Genomic DNA, 24109 nt, shown 5'->3' on the forward strand with positions numbered 1-24109 from the left:
CTCACTCCTTGTTCTCAAACTTGGCAAAGCCATCGCGGTTGATTTCCTCGACCAGGCTGCCGTCGCCGTCCGCGACAATCGACCCCTTCACCAGCACATGGGCCTTGTCCACCTTGAGCGAGGACAGAATGCCCATATTGTGGGTGATGATAATCAGCGCGGAATCCTTGTCCTTCTGGTACTCCTCAACGCCGCGGCTCACGGTTCTGACCGCGTCCACGTCGAGGCCGGAATCGGTCTCATCGAGAATCGCGAGGCTCGGCTTCAGCATGAGCAGCTGTAAAATCTCCGCCTTCTTCTTCTCGCCGCCGGAGAATCCCACATTTAAGTCGCGGTCCGCGTAGCTCGGGTCCATGTTCAGCACCTCGAGTGCCTTTGCGATTTCCTTCCGGAAATCCCAGAGGCGAATGCGCTTGCCGGTTCTCTGCTCGATCGCATTCCGGATAAAGTTTGCGAGGCTGATGCCCGGCACCTCGAGCGGATTCTGAAAGGACATGAAAATGCCCGCCTTCGCGCGCTCATTGACCGGGAGATCTAAGAGGTTCTGTCCCTGGAACTCGACCGAACCGCCGATCACCTCATAGTGCGGATTGCCCATCAGCGTGTTGCCGAGCGTCGATTTGCCGGCGCCGTTCGGTCCCATCAGAACATGGGTCTCGCCCGGCTTGACCGAAAGATTCAGGCTCTTCAGAATATTTTTCTCTTCGACCCGCACGGATAAATCTCGCACTGTCAGTAAGTCTTTGCTCATAATTCTCCCTTCCTTGCGCCCTGCGCAAGTTCACACAAATATTGCGTTTTTAGCATTATAGCGCGGCACGGTTCCCACTGGCAAGATTAATTCCTACCAATGTACTTGGAATTATGTATTTCTTGAAGTACAAGTACCGGCGTGTTACAATCCACTTTGAGACGTTTTGCTTATTTTTATGCAGAAATTCTCTATCTGTTCAGTCATCTTTACCGGAAACCGCGCAGTTCCGCGTTGAGCTTCGCAGTTCCGCACAAACAAGAAGGAGGTAATACTATGTATCATGTGGATCTCAACTCGGATCTCGGTGAGAGCTTCGGCGCCTACACCATAGGTCTCGACAAGGAGGTAATCGCGCAGATTTCCTCGGCGAATGTAGCCTGCGGCTACCACGCCGGCGATCCCCTCGTCATGGCGGAGACCGCCCGGTTGTGTCGGGAGGCAGGGGTCGCAATCGGCGCACACCCGGGCTTCCCGGATCTCATGGGCTTCGGCCGCCGCAACATGGCCTGCTCCCCGAAGGAAGTGAAGGCCTATATGAGCTACCAGCTCGGCGCGCTCTATGCCTTCGCAAAAGCGGCGGGGCTTAAGCTCCAGCATGTCAAGCCGCACGGCGCGCTCTACAACATGGCGGCAAAGGACGCAGCGCTCGCGCGCGCGATTGCCGAGGCAGTCGCGGAATTCGATGACAAGCTGATTCTTCTCGGCCTCGCAAACAGCTTCCTGCTCACGGAGGCTGAGGCGGTCGGTCTCCGCACAGCCTCCGAGGTCTTTGCGGACCGCGCTTATCAGGCGGACGGCTCCCTGGTGCCGCGCTCCAAAGAGGGCGCCGTGATTCATGACAAGCAGCTCGCGATTGCCCGCACCGTCCGCATGGTGAAGGAGGGCAAGGTCACGGCAATCACCGGCGAGGAAGTCCCGCTCCGCGCGGATTCGATCTGTGTCCACGGCGACAACCCATCTGCGGTCGAATTTGTCCGCGAAATCCGGAAGACCCTCACCGAAGAAGGTGTACAGGTCGAAGCACTCGGCAACTTTATCCAGTAAGTCTTCAACATCAAAAAGGGGTAGCAATATGAAAAGCAACCAGAACAGCCACAGTCTCTCCGTGAAACTCGGCGCGGCTTTCCTGATGGCAACTTCCGCCATCGGCCCGGGCTTCTTAACCCAGACCTCCCAGTTCACGGCAAAGTATCTCGCTTCGTTTGCCTTTGTGATTCTCTGCGTCATCATCATGGATGCGGTCGCGCAAACCAATATCTGGTCCGTGATCGGCGTCTCGGGCAAGCGCGGGCAGGAAATTGCAAACGCCGTGCTCCCGGGTCTCGGCGTGTTTTTGACCTTCCTCGTGGTCCTCGGCGGTCTCGCCTTTAACATCGGCAACGTGGGCGGTGTCGCGCTCGGCTTTGACGCAATGTTCGGTCTCCACGAGAAAATCGGCGCTGTCCTCGGCGGCGCACTCGCAATCTGCATCTTCCTCTCGAAGAGCGGCAAGGCAGCCGTCGATAAGGTCGCGCAGATTCTCGGCGGCATCATCATCCTCGTGATGCTCTTTGTCGCAATTTCCTCGAAACCGCCGGTCGGCGAAGCGGTGGTTCGCATGTTCACACCGGAACGTCCCGGCTCCATGGTGGGCCCCATGCTCACCTTACTCGGCGGTTCCTGCGGCGGCTACATCACCTTCTCCGGCGCACACCGCCTGCTCGACGCGGGCTACGGCGGCAATAAGGATGAGGTTTCGCACTTCCGCCAGTCGGTTCTGACCGGTATCTCGGTCTCAGGCACCGTGCGCATTCTGCTCTTCCTCTGCGTGCTCGGCGTCTGCACCCAGGGCACCGCTCTGGTCACCGCCAATGTAGATGCGATCACAAGTGCGAAGAACCCGGCAGCGGAAGCGTTCCGCCTCGCAGCCGGTAATCTCGGCTACCGCCTCTTCGGTCTCGCACTCTTCTCCGCGGGCGTTACCTCGGTCATCGGCGCAGCCTACACCTCGGTCTCGTTCTTAAAGACCCTGCACCCCTATGTGCGCGAACATGAGAGTCAGTTCATCGTCGGTTTCATCGCGTTCTCGACCCTCGTCATGGCAGTGCTCGGCGGCGCGAAGAAAATGGTTATCTTTGCGGGTGCGGTAAACGGCCTGATTCTTCCGATTTCGCTCTGCTGCATGCTACTCGCCTGCCGGAACCCGAAGGTCGTCGGCAAGGACTATCATCACCCGATGGTCCTCTATATCATCGGCTGGGTTGTCGTCATCTTCTCGGCTTACCTCGCGATCACGGCCCTTCCGAACCTCGGAAAGCTCTTCTCGTAATCACCCCCGCAAGTTTGCGCAGAAAGGATTGTCATGGATACTTCATTTCCGCGCTTTCTGGTAAACGGAGACAGCGCCGTGAGCGCTGTCTTCGGCGACCGGATCTCGGAAGAGATCAACCAGAAAATACGCGCATTTCAGCTTCTACTCACCGCGCGGCATATCCCGGGACTCATTGAGACCGTCCCGACTTACTGCACGCTGATGATTCACTATGATCCCTGCCTGCTCTCCTATGAAGAGCTCCTTCAAAAACTCCGCGCGCTCGCGAGCGAGATTGATCTCACGGCGCTGCCGCCGAGCGAAGTCCTGGAAATTCCCGTCCTCTACGGCGGGGAGATGGGACCCGACCTCGCACATGTCGCAGAGCACGCCGGTATTTCTGAAGCGGAAGTCATCAAACTGCACAGCGAGCCGGAATATCTGATTTACATGCTCGGCTTCACCCCGGGCTTCACCTATCTCGGCGGCCTGAATCCGAAACTCGAGACCCCGCGCTTAGAGACGCCGCGCGTCCTGATTCCCGCGGGTTCGGTCGGCATCGCCGGCAAACAGACCGGCATCTATCCGATTGCCTCGCCCGGCGGCTGGCAGCTGATCGGCAGAACTCCCGTTCGTATGTATGACCCCGATCGCGAGGTTCCGATTCTGCCGCGCGCCGGCCAGTACATTCACTTCTCCCCGATCACAGAGGAGGAATACCGGAAGATCGAAGCGGAAATCGAGGCGGGAACTTATCGGCTGAACATCCGGAAGCGAGAGGAGGCTAAGGCATGAGCATTCAGGTGATTACCCCCGGCGCGCTGACCACGGTCCAGGATCTCGGCCGCAGCGGCTACCAGGCCTTCGGCGTCCCGGTGTCCGGCGTTATGGACCCGCGCGCCATGCGCCTCGCGAATATTCTCTGCGACAATCCCGAGGAAGAGGCCGTGCTCGAGTGCACACTCCTCGGCCCCGCACTCAAGTTTACCGCGGACAATGTCATTGCGCTGACCGGCGGCGACCTCGGCGCGACCTTAGACGGACAGCCCCTCGCGCCCTACGGCGCGTATGCGGTGAAGAGCGGGCAGACGCTCCGCTTCACGGCGCCGAAGACCGGCTGCCGCGCTTATCTCGCCTTCCACGGCGGCCTCGACATTCCGCCCGTCATGGGCAGCCGCTCGACTTATTTAAAGGCAAAGCTCGGCGGCTTCTCCGGCCGCAAGCTCGAGAAGGGCGATGAACTCGGCTTCCGCGCGCCTATGGCGACGATTCCGAATCTCGATGTGCGCCGCTTCACCCCGGAATTTGTGCCGCGGGAGGTTTACACCCTGCGTGTGGTCCTCGGACCGCAGGACGACGCGTTCAGCGAGGAAGGCCTGCAAACTTTCCTGAACGAGACCTATACGGTGACGCCGGAATTTGACCGCATGGGCTGCCGCCTGAACGGCGCGGCGATTACGCACAAAAACGGCGCCGACATCATCTCCGACGGCATTGCCTTCGGCGCAATTCAGGTTCCCGCATCGGGCACGCCGATTATCATGCTCGCGGACCGGCAGACCACCGGCGGTTACACGAAGATTGCCAATGTGATCAGTGCGGACTTCCGCCTGCTCGCGCAGCTGAAGGCGAACGATAAGGTTCGCTTTGCCAAGGTCTCCGTTGCCGCCGCGCAGGATGCAAAGCGCGCCGAGCGGGATGCGCTCCGCGTCTTTGCCTATGCCTTCGGGCGCTGAGATTCTATTCTAAAAATCAGAAAAGGACATTATTTCATGCATACAGAAGACGATACGAAGCTGACACCGCGGGAAGTCCGCGCGCTCGCCAGAGATAACAAGCTGACCGCCGCGACTTCCGCACTCTGCCCGGACTATGTGAAGGCAAGCCTCCTGATTCTCCCGGTTGCTTACGCGGACGATTTTCTCCGCTTTGCCTCCTGGAATCCGGAGGCCTGCCCCGTGCTCGAGGTGATACGGGAGAAACCGCTCTCCTCTTTCCTCGCACCCGGCGCGAATCTCTGCACGGACTTTCCGCGCTACCGCGTCTTTTTAAACGGCGAGGTCTCGGAGGAAGTGCGCGAAGTGAAGGCGCTCTGGAACATAGGCTCTGTCGGCTTCCTGCTCGGCTGCTCGGCCTCCTTCGACGGGGCACTGCTCGCGGCCGGTCTTCCTGTGCGCCATGTGGAAGAACATCGCGCGATGCCGATCTATCAGACCAAGCTCCGCACCTGCCCGGCCGGTCCCTTCCGCGGCCCCGTGCTGGTCTCGATGCGCCCCCTGCCGCAGGCTGCAGTCAAAAAGGCCTATCAGCTGACCGAGCCCATGGAACTGGTGCACGGCGCGCCGATTCAGATCGGTGCCCCCGAAGAAATCGGCATTGCGGATTTGAACAAACCCGATTTCGGCGAGGCAGCCAGCATCCGCGACGGCGAGACGCCGGTCTTCTGGTCCTCCTCGGCGACGGTACAGGCGGCTCTCCGCTTTGCGAAACTGCCGCTCGCCATCACCGATGTGCCGGGCTACCCGCTGATTTCCGACATCCGGAATGATGCGCTCCCGGAACTCTTTCAAAAAGAAAAAGCGCGCGTTTAATCAACGCAGCGCTTTCTCATTCCGCCGGTTCTCCCGGCGGTTTTTTATACTCTCGATGACAAATTTCCGGAAGCCGCCGAAGAGATGCCCGTTCAGCATCATGAGCAGTCCCTCGGTCATACCGGGCGATATTTTTCCGCTGCCGAACTTCGAAAAGGCACGGAAAGGCATGTGATAGGCAAAAATCAGATTCAGGTCCGGCTCTCTTCGCGCCGCACTCCTGTTCAGCGCTCGCCGAAGCTGCCGGTAGAGCATTCGTGCGAGGAGCCCGCGGGAGCGCCTGAGCTCATGGAGCGCATCGCCGCGGAGGAGCTCCCCGGCGATCGGGTGCCGCTCGAGTTTTCGCCCGAGCAGCCGCCCAAACTCTGCCCTTCCGATCTGTTGCGCCGCCCCGCTGAAATAGTGGGGCAGGCGTTTTTTTTCGTCGGCGCGGCAAAGCTTCTCTCCGGCTCGCACGAGTTCCCCGTTCAGACGGATATCGGCCGCGGAGGCGCCGATCAGAATCCGGTAACGCCCGCTCTCTTCGAGAAAGCGGTTCGCTACGCTGTCAAAGACCCGGAAACTCTTGTCGTCAAAGGGGATGTACACTTCCTTCTCCTCCCCCGCGTTCAAAAAGACCTTGGCAAAGCCCTTCAGTTCTTTTTCCGGCCGGAAGGTCTCGCTCTCTGCGGCGCCGATATAGAGTTCCGCAATCTCTGCGCCCGCCCGGCTGCCGATATTCCGAAGCCGGAAGCGGACACCCGCTTCGCTGAGTCGCAAATCCTCGTAGGCAAAGCGCGTATACGAAAGGCCGAAGCCGAACGGATAGCGAAGCGGCACCTTCGCCCTGTCGTAATAGCGATAGCCGACATAAATGCTCTCGCGATACTCCGCACAGTTGCCACGCAGTTTCCGGTAGGGATAGGCCGGCGTGTCCGAAAGCGCCAGCGGATAGCTCTCGGCAAGTTTGCCGGAGGGATTCGCATCGCCGTAGAGGAGTTCCGCCATCGCGCCGGCGCCCGCCTCGCCGCCGAGGTAGCCATGCAGGATGGCTCTCACTGTGGCGGCCGGCGCGAGATCCACGACCGAACCCGCGCTCAGCACGAGGACAAGATTCGGATTCACAGCCGAAAGCGCGCGAAGCGCCCTCTGCTGCGCTGCCGGGAGCGCCAAGGTCTTACGGTCGAGCCCCTCGGTCTCCGCCATCTCATCGAGCCCGCCGCAAAAAATCACACAGTCCGCGTGGCACGCGAGCCGCAAGGCCTTACGGAGCCGTCTCGCCTCCCGTCGCTTCGTGTCGTTTCCGTGCCGCGCATAACCGCTCACGGTGCCGAGCAGTTTCTCTCCGAGGCGCTGCGTGAGCTGCCCCCGAAGGGTCTCGACCCGACGACTGTTCACGAGCGAAGACCCGGCTCCCTGGTAGCGCGGCAAGAAAGCAAAGTCTCCGATCAAAGCGACGGTCTCCTCACCGGTGAGCGGCAGAATGCCGTCGTTCTTTAAGAGCACCGCGCTCTCCCGCGCGGCGCGGCGCGCGAGTGCATGCTGCCGAAGCGGCTCCACAGGCACAGCCTTTTTCCCCTGTGCCGCGGCCCGCTTAAGGGTGCGGAAATAGTCGGCGAGACAGGCATCGATTTCCGCTTCCTTAAGCTCCCCGCGCTCTACCGCATGCATCACTTCCCGCGCCGCATGAAGACCCGGGTCCGGCATCTCGATTGTGGTGCGACACTGAATCCCGCGGATATGATCGTCCGAGCCGCCCCAGTCCGTCACGACCATGCCGTCGTAGCCCCACTCTTTTCGAAGAATCTCGAGCATGAGCTGCGGATTTTCATTCGACTGGAGCCCGTTCACCTGATTGTAACTCGTCATCAGCGCGCCGGGCTTCCCCTCTTTGACCGCAATCTCAAAGCCGGTCAGGTAAATCTCCCGGAGCGCTCTTTCATCAAGCTCGGCGTTTAAAGTCATGCGCCGGAATTCCTGCGAATTTACGGCGTAGTGCTTCACGCAGGCGAGTGCGCCGCCGCGCTGAATACCGCGCACATAGGCCGCCGCGAGCTTGCCGGAGAGATAAGGGTCCTCCGAAAAGTACTCGAAATTCCGCCCGCAGAGCGGACTCCGCTTGATGTTGAGCCCGGGGCCGAGCAATATGTCCACGCCCTGCGAACGCGCTTCGCCTCCGAGCGCTTCGCCCACCGCTTCGGCAAGTTCCGTATCCCAGCTGTTTGCGACAGTCGCCGCCGTCGGAAAGCAGGTCGCGGGGCAGGAGGCGTTCAACCCCAGGTGGTCACCGACGCCCTCCTGTTTCCGGAGCCCGTGCGGCCCGTCGGAAAAGAAAAGAGCCGGCAATCCCCGTCTGGGGAGTGCCCGGCTCTTCCACGCGCCGCCGCCGGATAACAGCGCTGCCTTTTCGAGCAGACCGAGCCGCCCGATACAAGTTTCCGGCATCTCTGTCTTTTTTCCTTTCATCTGTCTACTGTCTCCTGACTGCGCCGCGGCATAATCCAGAATTTCATCGCCGGAAAACTGATTGCGACCTGCATGACAATGTTCAGCACTGCCGAGGCCATGATGCCGAAGCGCGGCAGCGTATAGGCCGGCAGTACCGCCGAAAGCAGTACCAGCAGGACTGCGAGTAGCGCAAAGCGAAGCGCTGCCTGTCCCGCCGCTGCCGACGAGTGAAATACCAACTGTCGCTGCACGAAAAAATTGACGGTCTGTGCGAGCGCGGTCGCGAGCAAAAAACTCAAAAAGCCCGCGAGCCCCAGATCCTCTGTGACATTCTGATAACGGAAAACCAGAAAGGAAAACGGTACGGTCCGCAACCCGCGAAACAAAACATGCGTGCCAAGATAGGTCATCAGAAAATTCACCAGCGTCGAGCAGTTCGAGAGCAGGTTAAAGAGTACAAACTCCCGAAGTGCCGGATGGCGTCGAAAAAACCGCTGCATTGCGCCGCACTCAGTCGTAGAGGGTGTCCAGGTGCTGAATACCGCGCTTGATCTTTTCCGCTGTCTCGCTGCCGCAGAGTTTTGCGACCAGCGCGAGGCCGAAGTCCGTCGCCGTGCCGAGCCCGCGCCCCGTCGTGAGGCCTTCGCTCTGCTCCACCGCGGCGCCTGTCCACTCCGCGCCGTTGATGCCGTCAATGCCCTTTTCCCAGCCCGGATAGCAGGTAAAGCGCTTGTTCGCAAAGAGCCCCATCTTTCCGAGTATACTCGGCGCCGCACAGATGGCCGCGAGTTCCTTGCCCTGTTCCGCCTGCGCTTTCAAGGTCTGGGCCACCAGGGCATGGCGCACCAGGTTGCTGACCCCCGGCATGCCGCCCGGCAGGAAGATCACATCTTCCGCCGAGAAGTCCATCTCCTCAATCAGGCGGTCCGTCACAATCGCAATGCCGTGAGAACCGGTCACAACCCGCTCTCCGCTCACGGAGACCAGGGTCACCTGTACCTCGGCACGCCGCAAGAGGTCGACGACCATCAGGCATTCCACTTCTTCCAAGCCCTGTGCGAGCAGGGCACTCACCCGTTTCATACGCTCTCCTCTCACGCCTCCGCCTGCATTGCCATGCGGAGCGGCGGTATCATTTGTTTCTTCCGGCTCACGACGCCCGGCAGATAGAAGTAACCCTCTTTTTCCGGCTTGCGGCGAAAGGCGCGCTGCGCATACTCCTCCGCCATGTTGCCGTACCAGAAGAGCTCGGTGCTCTCCGACGGCGTGTCGGTCGCCATATAGTAAACCGTATCAACACCCGCGCGGTTTGCCGCGCTCTCGAGGAAGGGTCTCACGAGTTCCTCGGCCATCTTCCGGTTTTTCTCGGTCATAAAGGTACTCTGGCTCACGCCAAAACGGATGTCGCCGAAGGTGAAGACCTTGAAGTCTGCGAAGAAAATATCCTCGGCGCTCCGGCCGGTCAGATCTTCTCCGGCCTCAAACATCTGGTTCGCATAGCTCTCGATATCGACTTCGGCGATGGTTGCGAGCGCCTCTGCGGCCGCGCGGTCCCGCGCCGTGCAGGTCGGCGAGCGGAACATCAGAGTGTCCGAGAGAATTGCCGAGAGCATGAGTCCCGCAATCTCCTTCGGTGGTGTCAGGTTCTTCTCCTGCATAATCGCATAGATAATGGTATTCGTACAGCCGACCGGCTCGTTTCGGAAATAGGCCGGACTGCCGGTCTCCAGATTGCCGATTCTGTGGTGATCGATGATCTCGAGAATATCCGCCTGCTCCATGCCGTCCACGGTCTGCGTGAACTCGTTGTGGTCCACCAGAATGACCCGCTTCGGGTGCAGATTTAAGAGGTTTCTGCGGCTCACGACACCTACATACTTGCCGTCGGAGTCGAGAATCGGGAAGTAGCGGTGGCGCACGGAGGCCATAATCTTCTTCGCGTCCTCGACATAGGTGTTGAGGCCGAACTGCAGAATATTATTGCTCTGCATGATGTGGCGCACCGGAATGGCCGTGCTGATGAGACGCGCCGCCGTGTAAGTGTCGAACGGGCTTGTTAGCACCGTGCAGTTCTTCTCCTTCGCGCGGCTTAAAATGGTCTTGCCCGCGAGTGCGCCACAGCACACCACAATGCAGGACGCGCCGCACTCAATCGCGCAAATCTGCGCCTCATAGCGATTCGAGACCAGCACAATATCGTTCTCGCCGACAAACTCCTCGATGACCTCGGGGCTCGTTCCGATATAGATATGACCCTCTTCGATGCAAGCCTCCGGATCGCCGGAAATCAGCTCCGCCTCGAGGGTCGCAATCAGGTTCTTATACGGCGTCTTTGCCGTCGCGAGAATGCCGTTGTCGAGGAGATTCATGTTGATATTCATGATATCCGTGACCGAGACCAGTCCCTGGAGCTCCTGCTCCGGCGTCGTGATGCAGAGGGTCTCAATGTCCTCCTCGCGCATCTTCTTCCAGACCTCGCGGAGACTCATCTCCCCGTCGATGCCGGGCTGAATGCGGAAGTCGATGTCCTTCATCTGCGGGCTCACGCTCATGATGAGACGCGGCGCCTTCATCTTCCAGTAGTCGAGCACGAACTGCGACTCGCGGTTCACACTGCCCGCTCTTCTCGCCTCGTACTCACCCTTCGGATCAATCTGCTTTTTCAGCCAGCAATAGCTGAGCGCCGCGCAGATGGAATCCGTGTCCGGATTTTTGTGTCCCACAATATTGATTTTCTTTCTCCGGTTATGAGTCGGCACGCTTATTCTCCTCTCTCTTCACAGCGACGCGGCCGTCCACGCAGTAAAACGTGAAGGTCGCGAGAAATAACTTTTTTCCCTTGGAATCGGTCACCTCGGCCGCAATCACGGCTGTCTTGCTGCCGCGGCGCAGCACATAGCTATGTCCGTAAATGCGCTTCTCCGCGGTCGACGCGAGATAGTGCAAATCCGCGGTCTGCGTCACATAGGCGTGGCCGCTGCCGCGCGCCGTCATCCCGGCGATCACATCGGCGAGTGCGTAAAACGCGCCGCCGTGTACCATGCCGTAGGCATTCGTCACATCGTCCTCGACGTCCAGATAGCCCTCGGCGCTCTCTTCTTCCAGATCCGTGAGCACCACGTGATTGTGCAGCGCAAAACGATTGTTGACAATTAAATCCCGATTCTCTTCTAATTTCTGTTTACTCATTGAATCTCTGCAATAACCTCCATGACCTTTGCTTCTTCCATCCCCTGCGCAAGACTCAGCGAATAGGCGTAGTCGCCGCGCTGCCAGGTCGCGAGATACATTCTGCCGTCCTGGCCGCGGAGTCGCACCTCTCCCTCGCTATCGCTGACCCTGCGGTCCTCCGGATAGACCGTGTAGTCGCCGCTGATATCTTCCATGCTCTTTGCCTTTCTGAGCAGTGCCTGCGTCTCGGTCTGATCCGCAAGACTGCCGTAAAAGACCTGAACAATGCCGCCGTCCTGTATCGCCTGGACATGGCTCAGATGAAAGTCTCCGATCTTCTCCGGTGCCTTCAGCTCCACGCCGGTCTCTTTCAGCGCTTCCTTCAGATCCCGGACATCGATCCAGGGATTTGCGGCCTGCGCGGTCCCGTCCGTCGCAGCGGCGGTGCTCTCCGCTGCCTGCGTGATTTCCGCACTCGCTGTCGTCTGACTTTCCGCCTGGCTCTCCGCTTGTTTCCCGCCGCAGGCGGTGAGGGCGCCGATTGCCAGCACAAGCCCAAGCGCGGTCACAGATGCCTTTCTCCGGTCTCTTCTCATCTCTGCTCTCCTTTCCGATGCGGATAAGCATTTCTCCGCTTTTATCTTAGCACAGGCACGCAAATTCACGCCATACCTTCCGATGGCAGAACTTGCACGAAAAAACGCCGCGGGACCCCTGTGCCCCGCGGCGTTTTCATCAAACCTGACTGTACTTTTGAAAAGACGACTCAGATCTCTTCTTTTTCCGGAAGAGAAGAAGGACACCGAGACCGGCTGCGCAGAAAACTGCCGCCGCCGCACTTGCCGGCTGACCTGTCTTCGGCATTCTGCCCTTTCTGCTGCTCGCACTCACCTGTCCCGCAAGTCTGTTGTCCACATTGTGGAGCGTCGCCCCTGTGCTCGGCGCCGTCAGACTGCCGGTACCGTCGACCGTCGCATTGGCCGACGGCGTGAAGCTGCTGTCCGTTGCTACCAGGCACTGTCGTGCTCGTGTTCGTCGCGCTGCCCCCGTACGCCGCGCTCTTTCCCGACATTCTGCCGCTGCCGGTGTAGCTTCTGCCGCCGCCGCTGCTGCTGCTCGAGAAATAGTAGCTGTTTACGAGGTCAAAGTTCATATCCTGTCCCACCGCGCGAATGCGGCTTGCCGCCGGGAAGCGCAACACATAGTTGCCGCCGCTCAGAACTTCGGACAGTCTGTAGGCGTGCACCGACTGCACTTCGCCCTCTCGCTATGCCTCGGAAGCGCTCGCGAGCTGGGCGTTGGAGCGCGAAGCGCGCACCGCATTCGTGTCCGTCGCTTTCTCGAGCTGGTGAAGGCCCTCGACAAAGTACCACTGTCCGTCCGCATTCGGCCGGACAGTCGCAATTCTCGACTTACCCGGAATCACATTCTGCTCCGCATCCAGCGCATCGAAGCGAACCTTGATCTCCGTCGGACGTGCCGAGACATTGTTGCTGTCATCCCATGTCTTTCAAATCACGACCGGGGTCCCGCCCGTTCTGTGGTCAACGCTGACCGCCTCGGTCTCCGCATGCGCGGAACCCGAACCCTGATTGCCGAAGTAGTAGAGCTCTCTCGCGTAGGCACTCGAAAGATTGGCGGTGTCCTCCTTCACAAAATAGCTCGTGCCGTCCGCAAGGCATCGATTTTCGCCGCGCCATTGCCGTAGAGGTTCACGGTCGCCTAGCTCGCGTACGCGCTGTCCACGCCGTACTGCGCGCGCACTGCATCCGAGAGCGTCGCCAAACGAATCTCCTGCTTTTCGCCGTTTCTTTCCAGCGAATAGCTGCCCGGCGCACTCGTGAGGAATACCTGCACGCTTGCATCTCCCAACACCGCAACACCGCTTCCCGCCGTGAAGTGACGAAGCGACAGCTTTGCATTGCCCGCCGCAAATGCACTGCGCGGAAAACTCAGCGCCGCGAGCGATGCTGTCATCGCGCAGGCAGCAAGGCGGCGCGCAAACGTTCCGAACATTTCCTTCGTCTTCATAAATGAGACTCCCCTCTTTCCGGCCTGCGCCCCGGCACAGGCAAAAGCAAAATGCAATTGACAGCGCTATCATAAAAAGCGCACACTTCGGGTCAATAGAAGTCATTAAATCGACCTTATTTCGTAAGAACTCCGCAATGATTTCCGGACAGCTTCCGTTTTGACGACATACTGCTTTCGCGCTATAATAAATTCACCGATGACATTGTTTTCAGGAGGTCTGCTATGTGGAATATCGTGACCGATTCCAGCTGCGACGACATACGCTTTGAAGAAAAGCGCGAAGATATTCTGTACCAGAGCGTCCCCTTTTACCTCTATACCGATCAAAAGGAGTATGTGGACGACGGAACCGTTTCGATTCCGGAGATGATGGCGGACCTGCAAAAGAGCAAGACCGCCCGCACTTCCTGCCCCTCTCCGGCTGCCTTTGCCGAGGCCTTTCGGAAACCCGGCGATGTGATTGCCTTCACCATTTCCTCCGAGCTCTCGGGCAGCTTTCAGAGTGCCGAGACCGCGCGCCTCATGGTCGAGGAAGAGGAACCGGGAAAACGCATCACCGTCTTTAACACGCGGACGGACGGTCCCTCGATTATGCTCTTAATCCGCGAGACCGCGCGCATGATTCTGGACGGCCTGGATTACGCGGAAATCATCTCCCGCATTCCGACCCTCATAGACCGTACCTTTATTGTCTATGCGCTCTCCTCGTTTAACAATCTGATTCGGAACGGGCGCATGAGCCGCCTGACCGGTTTTCTTGCGAACACGCTCGGCTTCTGGGGCGTCGGCATCGCAAGCCCCGAGGGAACCATACAAATCAAGGGCAAGGTTCGCGGCACAAAAAAGGTCCTGGACAGTATTGTCCAAGACCTCAGGGAAAAGGGAAGAGCTGTTCAGGAAGTCGTGATTGTGCACTGCCTGAACCAGCCGGTCGCCGAGGCACTCGCAAGTGCCATTCGGGAGGCATTTCAGTCTGCTTCGGTCGAGGTGCGACCGGCCGGCGGCCTTGACTGCTTCTACGCCGAGCAAAACGGCATGATTATCGGCTATCGCGTTGCAGCGCACTGAGGCGCCGCGCCCGGTCAAGCTCGATCCACTCGAGAAGGCCGAGCGGACGGTACTCCGAAAACATACAAAAACAGTTGATCATGAGACAGGGGATGTCCTTTTCGAGGATTTCCCCTGTCTCTCTGTCTCTCTGCGGACGCTTTGCTGCCCTTGTCTCCGCGATGAAGCGGTTCACGAGCACCTCATCGAAGGTATCGTGCAGATGGCCGTAGAGCATGACACTCCGCGGTTCCCCCTCTGCGGTCAGCCGGTTCTGCCCGTTGTAGCAAAAAACCGGGTAATGCGAGAGTATCACCTTTCTCCCCTCGTCGTGGATTTCCGCATAGTCCTGAATCCAGTGGAAGCGGCTGCGATCAAAGACACTCTTTTTGAGGTAGTAGTCGTGGTTCCCTCGAAGCAGATAGAGTTCTCCCTTCAGCTGACGCACGATTTCGTTGGTCTCCTCGGCCTTTCCCACGGAGAAGTCGCCGAGGATGAATACTTCGTCCTTCGGCGACACGGTTTGATTCCAGACGGCAATCATATGCGCGTGCATTTCTTCGAGCGAGGCAAAGCCCCTGCAGTCCATCTCGCGGTTTAAGTTGTCGTGAAAAAAATGTAAATCCGAGATATAGCGCTTCATCCCGCCTCCTGTCAAATTCAGTTCTTTCCGATTGCGTCGACAACGCTTTCCGCAAGCTGTTCGGGCGTCATACCCTTTGCTTTTAAGAGCGTCGAGATGCGGTAGCGATCATAAAAGGCCTTCGGGAGGCCGCGGAGTACTACCTTCATCTCGCTGTCTCCGTAAAAACTCGCCACTTTCGCCCCGAAGCCGCCTGAGAGCAGAGCGTCTTCCAGCACCAGAACGGTGCGGTGGTCCTCCCGAAGCGACGAAAGCAACGCTTCATCGAGATCTGAGACCACCCCGGGGTTAACGAGGGTCGGGCGTAGGCCGTACTTCTCTTCGAGGAGAGCGGCTGTCTTTTTGCCGAGCGCCTGCATGTCGCCGGGCGCCAGAATCGCTGCCTCCCTGCCGCGGCTCACAATTTCATAGTGCGCGGGCAGCGAAAAGCTCTCCCGTACCGGACCTGTCGCGTGGCAAAGTTCGGTGGAGGGAATGAGGATCGCGACCGGATTTTCTCTCTGCTTCAGGGACCAGCGGAGCATGCTCAGGTACTCTTCGACCGAGGTCGGCGCGAGCACAATGAGTTCCGGGATATTGCAAAGCATGGGGAGCGCCAGTACGCCGCTGTGCGTCACATCGCTCATACCGAAGAGCGAGGCGCTGCCGAGCAGCATCGTGACCGGGCTCTTCTGGATGCAAATATCGTGAACCAGCTGGTCGTAGGCGCGCTGTAAGAAAGTTGCCTCCGTAAAATAGACCGGCTTTGCCCCGCGCTTTGCCGCGCCCGAGGCGATGGCGAGCGCCGTCTGCTCCGCAATGCCGACATCGAGATACTGCGCGCCGAGCATAGCGCGGCGCGCGGGCGTTAAATCGACGGTGCCTGGAACGCCGGAAGTCAAAACGAGTACGGCGGGATCTTCAGCCGCTGCCTGTAAGAGAAAGTCCGCGGTCGCCTCCTCATAGCTCTCGCCCTCAAAGCGGAAGTCCGGCAGGGTCTCGCCGCTCTCCCGGTCAAAGGGGAAGTGCCAGTGGAACTCTTCCTTCCGGGTCTCCGCAGGACCGTAGCCCTTGCCCTTAAGGGTATTGATGTGGAGCACGACCGGGTGGTCTAAGTCCTTCACCGCGTTCAGCGCCCGAATCAGCGCGCCGATGTCATTGCCCGCCGCCTCATAGCGGTAGTCGAGCCCCATCGCGCGGAACAAATTGTTCTCGGAAGTTCCGTTGCTCTCGCGGAGCGCCTTCAGCGAGGCATAGAGCCCGCCGTGATTCTCGGCAATCGACATCTGGTTATCATTCACCAGGATGAGAAACTGCCCCTTAAATTCACCCGCGGTGTTGAGGCCCTCGAGCGCCTCGCCGCCGGAGAGCGAGCCGTCGCCGATGACAGCAATCACCTTCTCCGTTCCGCCGAGCAGCTCTCTGGCCTTCGCCATACCGAGCGCAAGATCGATCGAGACCGAGGTGTGCCCGAGTTCAAAGAAATCGTGCGGGCTCTCCTTCGGATTCGAGTAAGCCGAGACATCGTCGTAGTGCGCGGGATCCGTGTAAGCCTCCCGCCGCCCGGTCAACATTTTGTGCGGATAGGTCTGGTGGGAGATGTCGTAGATGATTTTATCCTCCGGCGAGGAAAAAACCGCGTGGAGCGCAATCGTCGCCTCGATAAACCCGAGATCCGGCCCCACATGTCCCATGTGACGGCTCGCGCGGACGATGAGTGCCTCGCGCATCTCGGCCGCGAGCTCCGTCATTTCTTCGATACTCAATTTTTTGAGATCCGCGGGGCTGTTGATTTTTTCCAGATACATGTCTCTTACCTCGTTTCAAAACAGTTGCCTGACAGCAGTATTATAAGAGCCGTCTGCGAAAAAGAAAATAAACTCCGAAAAAAACAGCGGGAGCTTGCGCTCCCGCTGCGTGCCTGGGCTGGCCGGATTCGAACCGTCGAATGAAGGAGTCAAAGTCCTTTGCCTTACCGCTTGGCGACAGCCCAAAATGCCTATTCAGCATAGCAGACTGCCTCTCTTCTGACAAGCCTCACTTTGCTCCCGGACTCAGTCCTCCAGGAGTTCTTCGAGGGAGTCGAGCTCGCGGAGCGCCCCGTGAACTCGTCCGAAGCCGTAACGCACATGATAAAAATCGACGCCGGCCTCCGCAGCCGCGGCCTGGTCCATCTCGGTGTCCCCGATGTACACGGCCTCCTCCGGGCTAAGGTCGTTCCGCTCGAGAATCAGCTCTATATTTTCTCCCTTCGGGCGTCTCGTCTCGCCGTAGCAGATGAAATCGCGAATCACACCGTCCTCTCCGCTGCTTAAATTTCCGGCTTCGAGCAGGGACTCGATATAGCCCTCTTGGCAGTTTGAGACAATGTAGAGCTCCTTGCCGCTCTCATGAAGGGCGCGGAGCGTCTTCAGCACCCCGGGATAAAAATAACCGCTGTGTGACTCCAGATAGTTAATCTCATGGCGCATGCAGGCCTCCATAATGTCTCTCTGCTCCTCGGGGTCTGCGTCCGGCGAAATGCGCACCGCAATCTCATCCATCGTGTGCCCCATAAAGCTGTGCATGTCATCGACCGTGAGTGTCCCGCTCCCCCGTCTCTCTTTCAATACCTCGTTCCAGGAATCCGTGACCACCCGCGCGCTGTCCCAGAGCGTTCCGTCCACATCAAAGAGATAAACCCGTTTCATTCCGTCCCTCCTCATTGTCTCGCCGTTTCTATCTTGTATAGCCTGTTTTTGCCGCTTTGACAACAAGAAAAAAGCTGCGGCAATCTGCCGCAGCCCGAAGTAACACCTCTCTGTTTCCGCGCCCCGCTTTCTTGTTTCGAAGCGCCGCACATCTTTACCCCAGGTAGAAGAACTGTCCCGCCTTCTTCAGAACCGGACGCAGCGCCGCATAGGCAATGACCACGACCACGGTGCCCGCGACTGAGTTGATTGCGGTCACACCGGCCGCCCAGGTCGCCATAATCTTCGACACATCCTGCGGAATGCCGAGCAGATAGGTCTTATAGAGATAGCCCACAATCGGGTCCGCAATCACATTGAAGCCGAGCGCGACCGCCGAAGCGAGGAGCGTCCAGAAAAAGAGATATTTTCTGTCGTGATCTTCCGTAATGTGCCCGAGCTTATGCGCGATGAAGCCCGCAATGAGACCGATTAAGAACTTGAGCAAAAAGGTCTTCGGCGCGGAGGTCACATACTTCGGATCCATTAAATCCGCAATCGTCATGCCGATGGCACCCGCAAGACCGCCGTACACGCCGCCGAGATAGAGCGCCGCGAGCACGCAGAAGGCATTGCCGACATGCAGTGCCACCATGCCGCCGCCGGGCGTCGGAATCGGAATTTTTAAAAACGCAAAGGCCGCATAGCAGAGCGCCGCCATGAGTCCTGTCAATACGATTTTATGAAGTCTCTGATCTGTGTTTGTCGCTGTTGCTGTCTTTTGTCCTGTCATGACATCATCCCCCTTTGTTTCGATGAGTACGATTGTAGCGCAAAACTGGATATAAAAAAGATTCAGTTTCCATATTTTTTATAATATCAGTTTGCGATAAAATCATATCAGATGATGAAATCACAGCAGCTTGAACGGAGGCTCTCATGCTCACTTACTTCATGGACGCGCGCGGAAAGCAGCGAAAGTACCGCTTTCTCTACCATGCCATCCGGCGCGACATTCTCGCAAAGAAACTGCTTCCCGGCGAGCGCCTGCCTTCCAAGCGCGCGCTCGCAGAGCACCTCGGTCTAAGTCTCTCGACCGTCGGCAACGCCTACGCGGCCCTGCTCGACGAGGGCTATCTCGAGGTCAAAGCGCGGAGCGGCTTTTTTGTCTCCGCACTCGCGATTCCGGAAAACGGCAGTGTAACTCCGGCTACGACAGCGGACTTTCAATCTGCGGACGCAATCGCAACTTCCGCCCCCGCGACCTCCGAAACCGAGAGCGCCGCACCGCACGCCTCCCTCGGCGATCTATCGGCCGACTTCCCCTTTACGCCCTTCTCCCACATTGTCCGCGATGTGCTGCTCCGCTTCCCGAACGAGCTCCTCGCGCGCCCCGAAAACCAGGGCGTACTTCATTTCCGCGCGGCAATCAGCGCCTATCTGCTCCGCTACCGCGGCATGCAGGCGGAGCCCGCGCAGATTGTAATCGGATCCGGCACCGAGTACCTCTACGGGCTGGTTGCCCAGCTTTTGCCCCGCGCGGCACTCTACGGCATCGAGGCGCAGTCCTATGAGAAGATACGCCTTGTCTACAGTGCCTATGCCCGCCCCTACGAACTCCTGCCGCTCGACGCCTACGGGGTGAGTGCCGATGGGCTCGCCTCCTCCCGTGCCGCTCTCCTTCATGTGACGCCCTACCAGAGCTTTCCGAGCGGTGTGACCGCAAACGCCGCAAAGCGCTTTGAATATCTCCGCTGGGCCAAGGAGAGAACTGCCTTTCTCGTGGAGGATGACTATGCCTCCGAGTTTTCGCTCCAAAAAAAGCCGCTGGAGACCATCTATGCGATGGACTCCAACGACTCTGTGATTTACCTCAATACCTTTACCAAGACCCTCGCGCCCTCGATGCGCGTCGCCTATATGGTGCTCCCGAAGCGCCTCCTCGAAAGTTACCGCGAGCGTCTCGGCTTCTACGCCTGCACCGTCCCGGCGCTCGACCAGTACGTGCTCGCCGAGTACATAAATCGCGGCTATCTCGAGCGGCGCCTGAACCAGATCCGACGAAAACTCCGCCTCGCTAAGCAGGATTCGAGAGCGCCCCTTCCAGAAGTTTCCCCGCAGCCGCCGCAAAGCGGTTCAGCGAATTGATCTTCACGAAGTTCTGTCCGAAAATCCGCTGTACATCCGCTATCCCGGCCTCATCTCCGGTGTAGACACAGAGCGGTGTGATGCCCTTCCCCCGCGCCTGCCTGAGCTCTTCGGCGCAATTCTCGATGGCAGCCTTGCCGCTATAAGCGAGGTCCTGCCCTTCGTAGCGTATCTTCACAATATCATTCGGCTTCACATCGCTTAAGACAATCAGAATCTTCCGCTCGGCGGGATGCTCTTCCATGAGACCGCAGACCGCGCGATAGGCGAGACCGTCCCGGTTCGCGCCCGCTGTGAAATAGCGGAAAATCTTCTGATTTTTGCCCCGCTCGCCATAGTCGAGATACCGGGTCAGCACCGTGTAGCCGCTCATCGAGAGGTAGCCCCAGACGCGAAGCGGTAACTTCAGGGCGCTCAGGCTCTCGGCCAGAATGTAAGCCTGCCGCGCGACCAGTTCGGTTCTCTGTTCCTGCGAAGTGCTCGCGTCGAGGAGTATGTCCACACTCACCCGGCTCTCGTCGCCCGGCAGCCGCTTTGCAAAAATCCGGTTGTCGTTCAGGCAGAGTGCGCGGTACAGACGCCCCGGAATCAGCTGCCCGGCTTTGCCCGGAATGTCCTCGGGGTCGCGGAGCTGCTGCAGCGCATTTTTCAGGCGCTCCCTGAGCTCCGTGACCGCCGCATGATCCCGCGCGAGGTCGCCCTCGTGTGCGCGCTTTGTCTTTTCATAGCGCAGTTCCATTTCGCGGCGCATGCGCTTCGGAAAGCCCTTCAGCTTGTCGCGCTCTTCTTTCGACAGTCGCCCGTCGGTCAGATAGAGGCGACTCCCCGCGTGGGCTCCCGTACAAAATTCGGCCGCAAGTTCCCGCTCCTTTGCTTTTTCGTAGAGCGGCGCGCCGAAGTAGTCGTGAATATACTGCCAAAGCTGCGCCTCGGTCTTCTCCTGGTAGCGCTCGCCGAAGTTTTTTATGCCCGTCTCGCTGCCCTCTTTCGGCAGCGCCTCGCCGAATCCCATCGCGAGTCGCCGCACATTCGGCTGCAGCGGTTCGGCCTCCTCCGCCGTGCGCCGCTTCCGGAAGACAAACTTCGGCAGCGCAAAGCGTCTGTGCTTCTGCGCGGAGGCCGGTGCGCCCGGCAAATACGTAAAATAGTGGGCGAGGGTCTTGCCGACTTCCCGTATCCACGCCTCCGTGTCGAGATCTCCCGGCAGCTCCAAGGCCTTTAAGAGTTTCCTGTCCACGAGGTCCGGCAGTCCCGAATCCTCGCCGAGCGCCGTCCGGTAATGTCCCTCGAGTATCCAGCCCTCGCGACTCTCCGCGATGCTCGGCATGAAATTTTTCAGCTGTTCCCTCGCATAGTGTTCGCGGAGCACCGCCGCGGCCGGGCGCTCTACGCGCATCTTCTCAAAGGTGCTGTTCTCGAGCGCGAGCCAGAACAAGCTCTCATAGACGCCCTGGTCTACGGTCTCATGAAAGCTCTGATAAAATTCCATCAGCCTGTCCCAGTCATAGTAGCGGTGCGCGGCGCCGATGATGCTGTTCCAGTAGAGATCCGCTCTCCCCTTTGCGTCATACATCCGAAAGCCCGGGGATATGCCGTAATTGCCCGCGGCATTCCAGATCAGATTTGCGGCGCGCCGCTTCTCGAATTCGTTCAGTTTCATGCGAAAATACGGCCCGCTTCGAGGCTCTCCGGCAGCCGCGCTGCGACGAGATCGCTGACCAGGGTCTGCTCGTAGCTGTCAAAGCACTTGTTCACGACGCCGAGGCGCAGCGCTCTCACCGGCGAAAGGCCGCGCGCCATCATGCCGATTGCGGCAATCATGCCGCGGAGATCCAGCGCGCGGCTGGTGATCTCGCCGCTCTCGCTCTTCTTTCGGATTTCGTCAAAGAGTGCCGCAAACTGCGCCGCATATTCGGGGCGGAGCGTCGGATATTTGCCAAGCAATAGGCGCTGCACATCGGCCTCCGGAATCACCGGCATCTGAATCACGAGGAAGCGGGAGGCAAGAGCCTCGTTCAATTCGCGCGTGCCCGCGTAGCCGTAATTCATCGTGCCGATGAAGCGGGTCGCCTCGTGGAGCTGTACTCTGTCATAGCCGGGGATATCGATCACGCGGCGAAAATCGAGGGCCGCGTGCAGCACCGCGAGACTCTCATTTTTCGCCATATTGATCTCATCGAGCACGCCGAAACCGCCGCACTCGGCCGCGCGGAGCACCGGCCCCTTCCGAAGCTGCACCTCGCCGTCCCGGAAGGTGTCCGTCCCGATTAAGCTCGCGGCATCCGCGTTCACATAGAGGGAAATGTCCCAGAGCGGGCGCCCGAAAGCAGCCGCCAGTCCCTCCGCGAGCACATTCTTGCCGCTCGCCTTGCCGCCCGTGAGGAGCAGATGCTCGCCCGCGAGCAGAGCGCCTATAGCCTCCTCCCAGACCTCCCGGCCGTAGTAGGGATAGAGCGGCACCGGCACGCGCGCCGCCTCGGCTTCCTCCAGCTTGTAGTACTTGCGAAACGCGAGCACTTCATCGAGCAGCTGCGCCGAGACCCCCTCGGCGCGCAAAAAATCCAGACTTTCTTCTCTCATCTCTTTTCCTCTCTTCGTCTCAAAATCCGAAAAAAAGAGGCCCGGGCAATGCCGGACCTCTTTCTACTGTCAAAGGGTATTTGCGGGTCTCTTGCCTCGCACAAAAATTGCGACGGTATAGAGCACCGCAAGCAGAATGCTGCCGATATATGCCGCATTCCACGGGAGATTCAAACCAATCTTCGCATTCAGAATGTAGCTACCGCAAACAACTGTATAGAAGATACCGGGAACCAGAGGCATCCAGACATACACCCCCTTGTTCTCAACCAAAAGGTAAATCGCTGCCGCTGCCAATGCAAAGACTGCCATCGCCTGATTCGACCACGCAAAATATCTCCAGAGCTGATTAAATCCGTTTGCGTCTACTTTCGACCAGACCAGAATACCGAGCACCAGCGCAAAAATCGGCGTGGCAAGCGCCAGGCGACGCGCGTTGTTATCCTGCTTGATGTGGAAGGTATCCGCAATCGTAAGGCGCAGTGCGCGGAGTGCCGTGTCACCGGAAGTCACCGGAAGCACAATGACGCCTGCCAGCGCAATGGCACCGCCGACCGGTCCAAGCGCCTTGCGACATAGAACGCCGACCACTGAGCTTGCCGAAATTGCCTTCATGCTGCCGTCGGAAAGCTGCTGGAAGTACTTCAGCGTCCCGCCATCAAATTTCATCGTAAGGCCCCCATCGGCCGCGCCGATCTGAATCAGCGCCATGGTGCCAGCTGCCCAGACCATTGCGATGAAGCCCTCTACAATCATCATGTTATAGAAAGTCATCCTGCCCTCGCGCTCACTCTTCAAGGTCCGCGCAATCAGGGCTGTCTGTGTCGAGTGGAAACCTGAAAGAATGCCACAGGCGACTGTTACAAAAAAGATCGGCACAAAGTGACCAAAAGCAACCATCTCCCCTCTGCCGAAGAAGTAGTCACCGTACGCAAATGCACTGGTGTTCCAGCTGTCCCAGACATTCAGGATCGGATAGTGGAAGATGAGCATAGCGCCGAAAACACCGACTGCTGAAAATACTAGAACAGCTCCGAAAATCGGATATATTCTGCCGATGATCTTGTCAATCGGGAACACCGTCGCGATATAGTAGTAGACGAAGATCACGCCGTAAATAATCCAGGTCTTCGGATCCGTCGCATTGCCAGAAAAGCCAAAAACCTGTGTCGCCGTGATGTCACCCGGCGTATAGATAAAGACCGTGCTGACCAGAAGCAGAAGAACACATACGAAGACATCGTAAATCCAGAATACAGTCTTGCCCGTATATCTCTTGACCATGTCCGGCATCTGAATGCCGCCGTCGCGTGTACAGATCATACCGGCAAAATAGTCGTGCACAGCGCCGCCGATCACATTGCCGATTGGAATCGTGATGAGTGCAATCGGTCCGAACAAAATGCCCTGAATCGGTCCGAGAATAGGCCCGGTTCCTGCGATGTTCAGGAGATTGATCAGCGCATTCTTCCAGGTCGGCATCGGGACATAGTCCACACCGTCCTGCTTTGCATAAGCCGGGGTCTCGCGATCATCCGGGCCGAAAACACGCTCGCAAAATGAGCCGTACAAAAATCCGCCGCAGACCAGAATCGCGAGGCCAATCATAAATGTTGCCATAACTGTTCCTCCCTTTCCAGAAACTTACAATCCCAGACAAACGGGATTGATAAACATTTGTCAGATTAGTACAATTCCCTCTGTTTTTCAATATTTGTTTAGAAATCCTTTAGATTTTATACTTATGTATTCCACACGTGTTAGCCGTTTTAAACC

Annotated in this window: 25 protein-coding genes and 1 tRNA gene; 7 read left to right on the forward strand and 19 right to left on the reverse strand. The window is 58.5% G+C overall.

The genetic code is table 11. The features are described from left to right. Position 1 precedes the first annotated feature (1 nt). Positions 2-751 carry a Fe-S cluster assembly ATPase SufC gene (gene sufC, locus HMPREF9623_RS04735; protein ID WP_009532756.1) on the reverse strand — a complete coding sequence of 250 codons (750 nt, stop codon included), beginning with the start codon at positions 749-751 and terminating at the stop codon, positions 2-4. Between the two features lie 276 nt (positions 752-1027). Here sufC and HMPREF9623_RS04740 point away from each other — a divergent pair, with 276 nt between their 5' ends. The 5 genes from HMPREF9623_RS04740 to HMPREF9623_RS04760 are packed head-to-tail and all read left to right on the forward strand — an operon-like array spanning position 1028 to position 5635. Then, a complete protein-coding gene (locus tag HMPREF9623_RS04740) occupies positions 1028-1798 on the forward strand; it encodes a LamB/YcsF family protein (protein WP_009532757.1) in 771 nt (256 codons plus the stop codon). Between the two features lie 28 nt (positions 1799-1826). Continuing rightward, positions 1827-3062 (forward strand): NRAMP family divalent metal transporter, encoded by a 1236-nt coding sequence (locus HMPREF9623_RS04745; RefSeq protein WP_009532758.1) that lies wholly within the window; start codon positions 1827-1829, stop codon positions 3060-3062. 33 nt (positions 3063-3095) lie between these two features. Then, a complete protein-coding gene (gene pxpB, locus HMPREF9623_RS04750) occupies positions 3096-3839 on the forward strand; it encodes a 5-oxoprolinase subunit PxpB (protein ID WP_009532759.1) in 744 nt (247 codons plus the stop codon). Beyond that, positions 3836-4780: a 5-oxoprolinase subunit C family protein gene (locus HMPREF9623_RS04755; RefSeq protein ID WP_009532760.1), complete on the forward strand. Its 945-nt coding sequence runs from the start codon at positions 3836-3838 to the stop codon at positions 4778-4780. The genes pxpB and HMPREF9623_RS04755 overlap by 4 nt, the downstream gene beginning before the upstream one ends. A 36-nt stretch (positions 4781-4816) precedes the next feature. Continuing rightward, positions 4817-5635 (forward strand): D-glutamate cyclase family protein, encoded by an 819-nt coding sequence (locus tag HMPREF9623_RS04760; RefSeq protein WP_009532761.1) that lies wholly within the window; start codon positions 4817-4819, stop codon positions 5633-5635. On the opposite strand, the gene HMPREF9623_RS04765 is transcribed toward HMPREF9623_RS04760, so the two are convergent. From HMPREF9623_RS04765 to HMPREF9623_RS04800, 10 genes are all read right to left on the reverse strand, one after another. Then, positions 5636-8080: a beta-glucosidase gene (locus HMPREF9623_RS04765; protein ID WP_009532762.1), complete on the reverse strand. Its 2445-nt coding sequence runs from the start codon at positions 8078-8080 to the stop codon at positions 5636-5638. It lies immediately after the preceding gene. Next, positions 8077-8562 carry a GtrA family protein gene (locus HMPREF9623_RS04770; protein ID WP_009532763.1) on the reverse strand — a complete coding sequence of 162 codons (486 nt, stop codon included), beginning with the start codon at positions 8560-8562 and terminating at the stop codon, positions 8077-8079. Before HMPREF9623_RS04770 ends, HMPREF9623_RS04765 begins: the two co-directional genes overlap by 4 nt. 10 nt (positions 8563-8572) lie before the next feature. Next, positions 8573-9145 (reverse strand): DJ-1 family glyoxalase III, encoded by a 573-nt coding sequence (locus HMPREF9623_RS04775; RefSeq protein ID WP_009532764.1) that lies wholly within the window; start codon positions 9143-9145, stop codon positions 8573-8575. An 11-nt stretch (positions 9146-9156) separates the two neighbouring features. After that, positions 9157-10821: a putative manganese-dependent inorganic diphosphatase gene (locus tag HMPREF9623_RS04780; RefSeq protein WP_009532765.1), complete on the reverse strand. Its 1665-nt coding sequence runs from the start codon at positions 10819-10821 to the stop codon at positions 9157-9159. Next, the gene (locus HMPREF9623_RS10860; protein ID WP_009532766.1) at positions 10808-11251 is read right to left on the reverse strand and encodes a PaaI family thioesterase; all 444 of its coding nucleotides are present in this window, start codon (positions 11249-11251) and stop codon (positions 10808-10810) included. Before HMPREF9623_RS10860 ends, HMPREF9623_RS04780 begins: the two co-directional genes overlap by 14 nt. Next, entirely contained in the window at positions 11248-11829 is a 582-nt protein-coding gene (locus HMPREF9623_RS04790) for a hypothetical protein (protein WP_009532767.1), read from the reverse strand. The genes HMPREF9623_RS10860 and HMPREF9623_RS04790 overlap by 4 nt, the downstream gene beginning before the upstream one ends. Before the next feature lie 139 nt (positions 11830-11968). Beyond that, on the reverse strand, positions 11969-12097 hold the full coding sequence (locus tag HMPREF9623_RS12235) for an LPXTG cell wall anchor domain-containing protein (RefSeq protein WP_154646112.1): 129 nt from the start codon (positions 12095-12097) through the stop codon (positions 11969-11971). 403 nt (positions 12098-12500) lie between these two features. Continuing rightward, positions 12501-12659, reverse strand: coding sequence for a hypothetical protein (locus tag HMPREF9623_RS11455; RefSeq protein ID WP_009532769.1), 159 nt, complete (start codon positions 12657-12659; stop codon positions 12501-12503). Positions 12660-12743: 84 nt separating this feature from the next. After that, positions 12744-12887 carry a hypothetical protein gene (locus tag HMPREF9623_RS11460; protein WP_154646113.1) on the reverse strand — a complete coding sequence of 48 codons (144 nt, stop codon included), beginning with the start codon at positions 12885-12887 and terminating at the stop codon, positions 12744-12746. 68 nt (positions 12888-12955) lie between these two features. Then, on the reverse strand, positions 12956-13264 hold the full coding sequence (locus HMPREF9623_RS04800) for a hypothetical protein (RefSeq protein WP_009532770.1): 309 nt from the start codon (positions 13262-13264) through the stop codon (positions 12956-12958). A gap of 225 nt (positions 13265-13489) precedes the next feature. Here HMPREF9623_RS04800 and HMPREF9623_RS04805 point away from each other — a divergent pair, with 225 nt between their 5' ends. Next, the gene (locus tag HMPREF9623_RS04805) at positions 13490-14335 is read left to right on the forward strand and encodes a DegV family protein (protein WP_009532771.1); all 846 of its coding nucleotides are present in this window, start codon (positions 13490-13492) and stop codon (positions 14333-14335) included. On the opposite strand, the gene HMPREF9623_RS04810 is transcribed toward HMPREF9623_RS04805, so the two are convergent. The 5 genes from HMPREF9623_RS04810 to HMPREF9623_RS04830 all read right to left on the reverse strand — a co-directional run bounded on the left by HMPREF9623_RS04810 (position 14307) and on the right by HMPREF9623_RS04830 (position 18398). Further along, positions 14307-14957: a metallophosphoesterase family protein gene (locus tag HMPREF9623_RS04810; RefSeq protein WP_009532772.1), complete on the reverse strand. Its 651-nt coding sequence runs from the start codon at positions 14955-14957 to the stop codon at positions 14307-14309. The two genes, HMPREF9623_RS04805 and HMPREF9623_RS04810, sit on opposite strands and share 29 nt — an antisense overlap. 17 nt (positions 14958-14974) lie before the next feature. Beyond that, positions 14975-16744 carry a 1-deoxy-D-xylulose-5-phosphate synthase gene (locus tag HMPREF9623_RS04815; RefSeq protein WP_009532773.1) on the reverse strand — a complete coding sequence of 590 codons (1770 nt, stop codon included), beginning with the start codon at positions 16742-16744 and terminating at the stop codon, positions 14975-14977. Positions 16745-16857: 113 nt separating this feature from the next. Further along, positions 16858-16929, reverse strand: a tRNA-Gln gene (locus HMPREF9623_RS04820). A 61-nt stretch (positions 16930-16990) separates the two neighbouring features. Next, positions 16991-17626 carry an HAD family hydrolase gene (locus tag HMPREF9623_RS04825; RefSeq protein ID WP_009532774.1) on the reverse strand — a complete coding sequence of 212 codons (636 nt, stop codon included), beginning with the start codon at positions 17624-17626 and terminating at the stop codon, positions 16991-16993. Between the two features lie 154 nt (positions 17627-17780). Next, positions 17781-18398 carry an ECF transporter S component gene (locus HMPREF9623_RS04830; protein WP_009532775.1) on the reverse strand — a complete coding sequence of 206 codons (618 nt, stop codon included), beginning with the start codon at positions 18396-18398 and terminating at the stop codon, positions 17781-17783. Positions 18399-18544: 146 nt separating this feature from the next. Between HMPREF9623_RS04830 and pdxR the strand changes: the two genes are divergently transcribed. Then, positions 18545-19753 (forward strand): MocR-like pyridoxine biosynthesis transcription factor PdxR, encoded by a 1209-nt coding sequence (gene pdxR, locus HMPREF9623_RS04835; protein WP_009532776.1) that lies wholly within the window; start codon positions 18545-18547, stop codon positions 19751-19753. On the opposite strand, the gene HMPREF9623_RS04840 is transcribed toward pdxR, so the two are convergent. The 3 genes from HMPREF9623_RS04840 to HMPREF9623_RS04850 form a co-directional block, all read right to left on the reverse strand. Then, positions 19683-21413 carry a vWA domain-containing protein gene (locus HMPREF9623_RS04840; RefSeq protein WP_009532777.1) on the reverse strand — a complete coding sequence of 577 codons (1731 nt, stop codon included), beginning with the start codon at positions 21411-21413 and terminating at the stop codon, positions 19683-19685. The genes pdxR and HMPREF9623_RS04840 overlap by 71 nt on opposite strands. Further along, a complete protein-coding gene (locus HMPREF9623_RS04845) occupies positions 21410-22333 on the reverse strand; it encodes an AAA family ATPase (RefSeq protein WP_009532778.1) in 924 nt (307 codons plus the stop codon). Before HMPREF9623_RS04845 ends, HMPREF9623_RS04840 begins: the two co-directional genes overlap by 4 nt. A gap of 69 nt (positions 22334-22402) precedes the next feature. Continuing rightward, positions 22403-23953 carry a carbon starvation CstA family protein gene (locus tag HMPREF9623_RS04850; protein WP_009532779.1) on the reverse strand — a complete coding sequence of 517 codons (1551 nt, stop codon included), beginning with the start codon at positions 23951-23953 and terminating at the stop codon, positions 22403-22405. Between the last annotated feature and the right edge of the window lie 156 nt (positions 23954-24109).

It is taken from the genome of Stomatobaculum longum, assembly GCA_000242235.1.
Classification (GTDB): domain Bacteria; phylum Bacillota; class Clostridia; order Lachnospirales; family Lachnospiraceae; genus Moryella; species Moryella longum.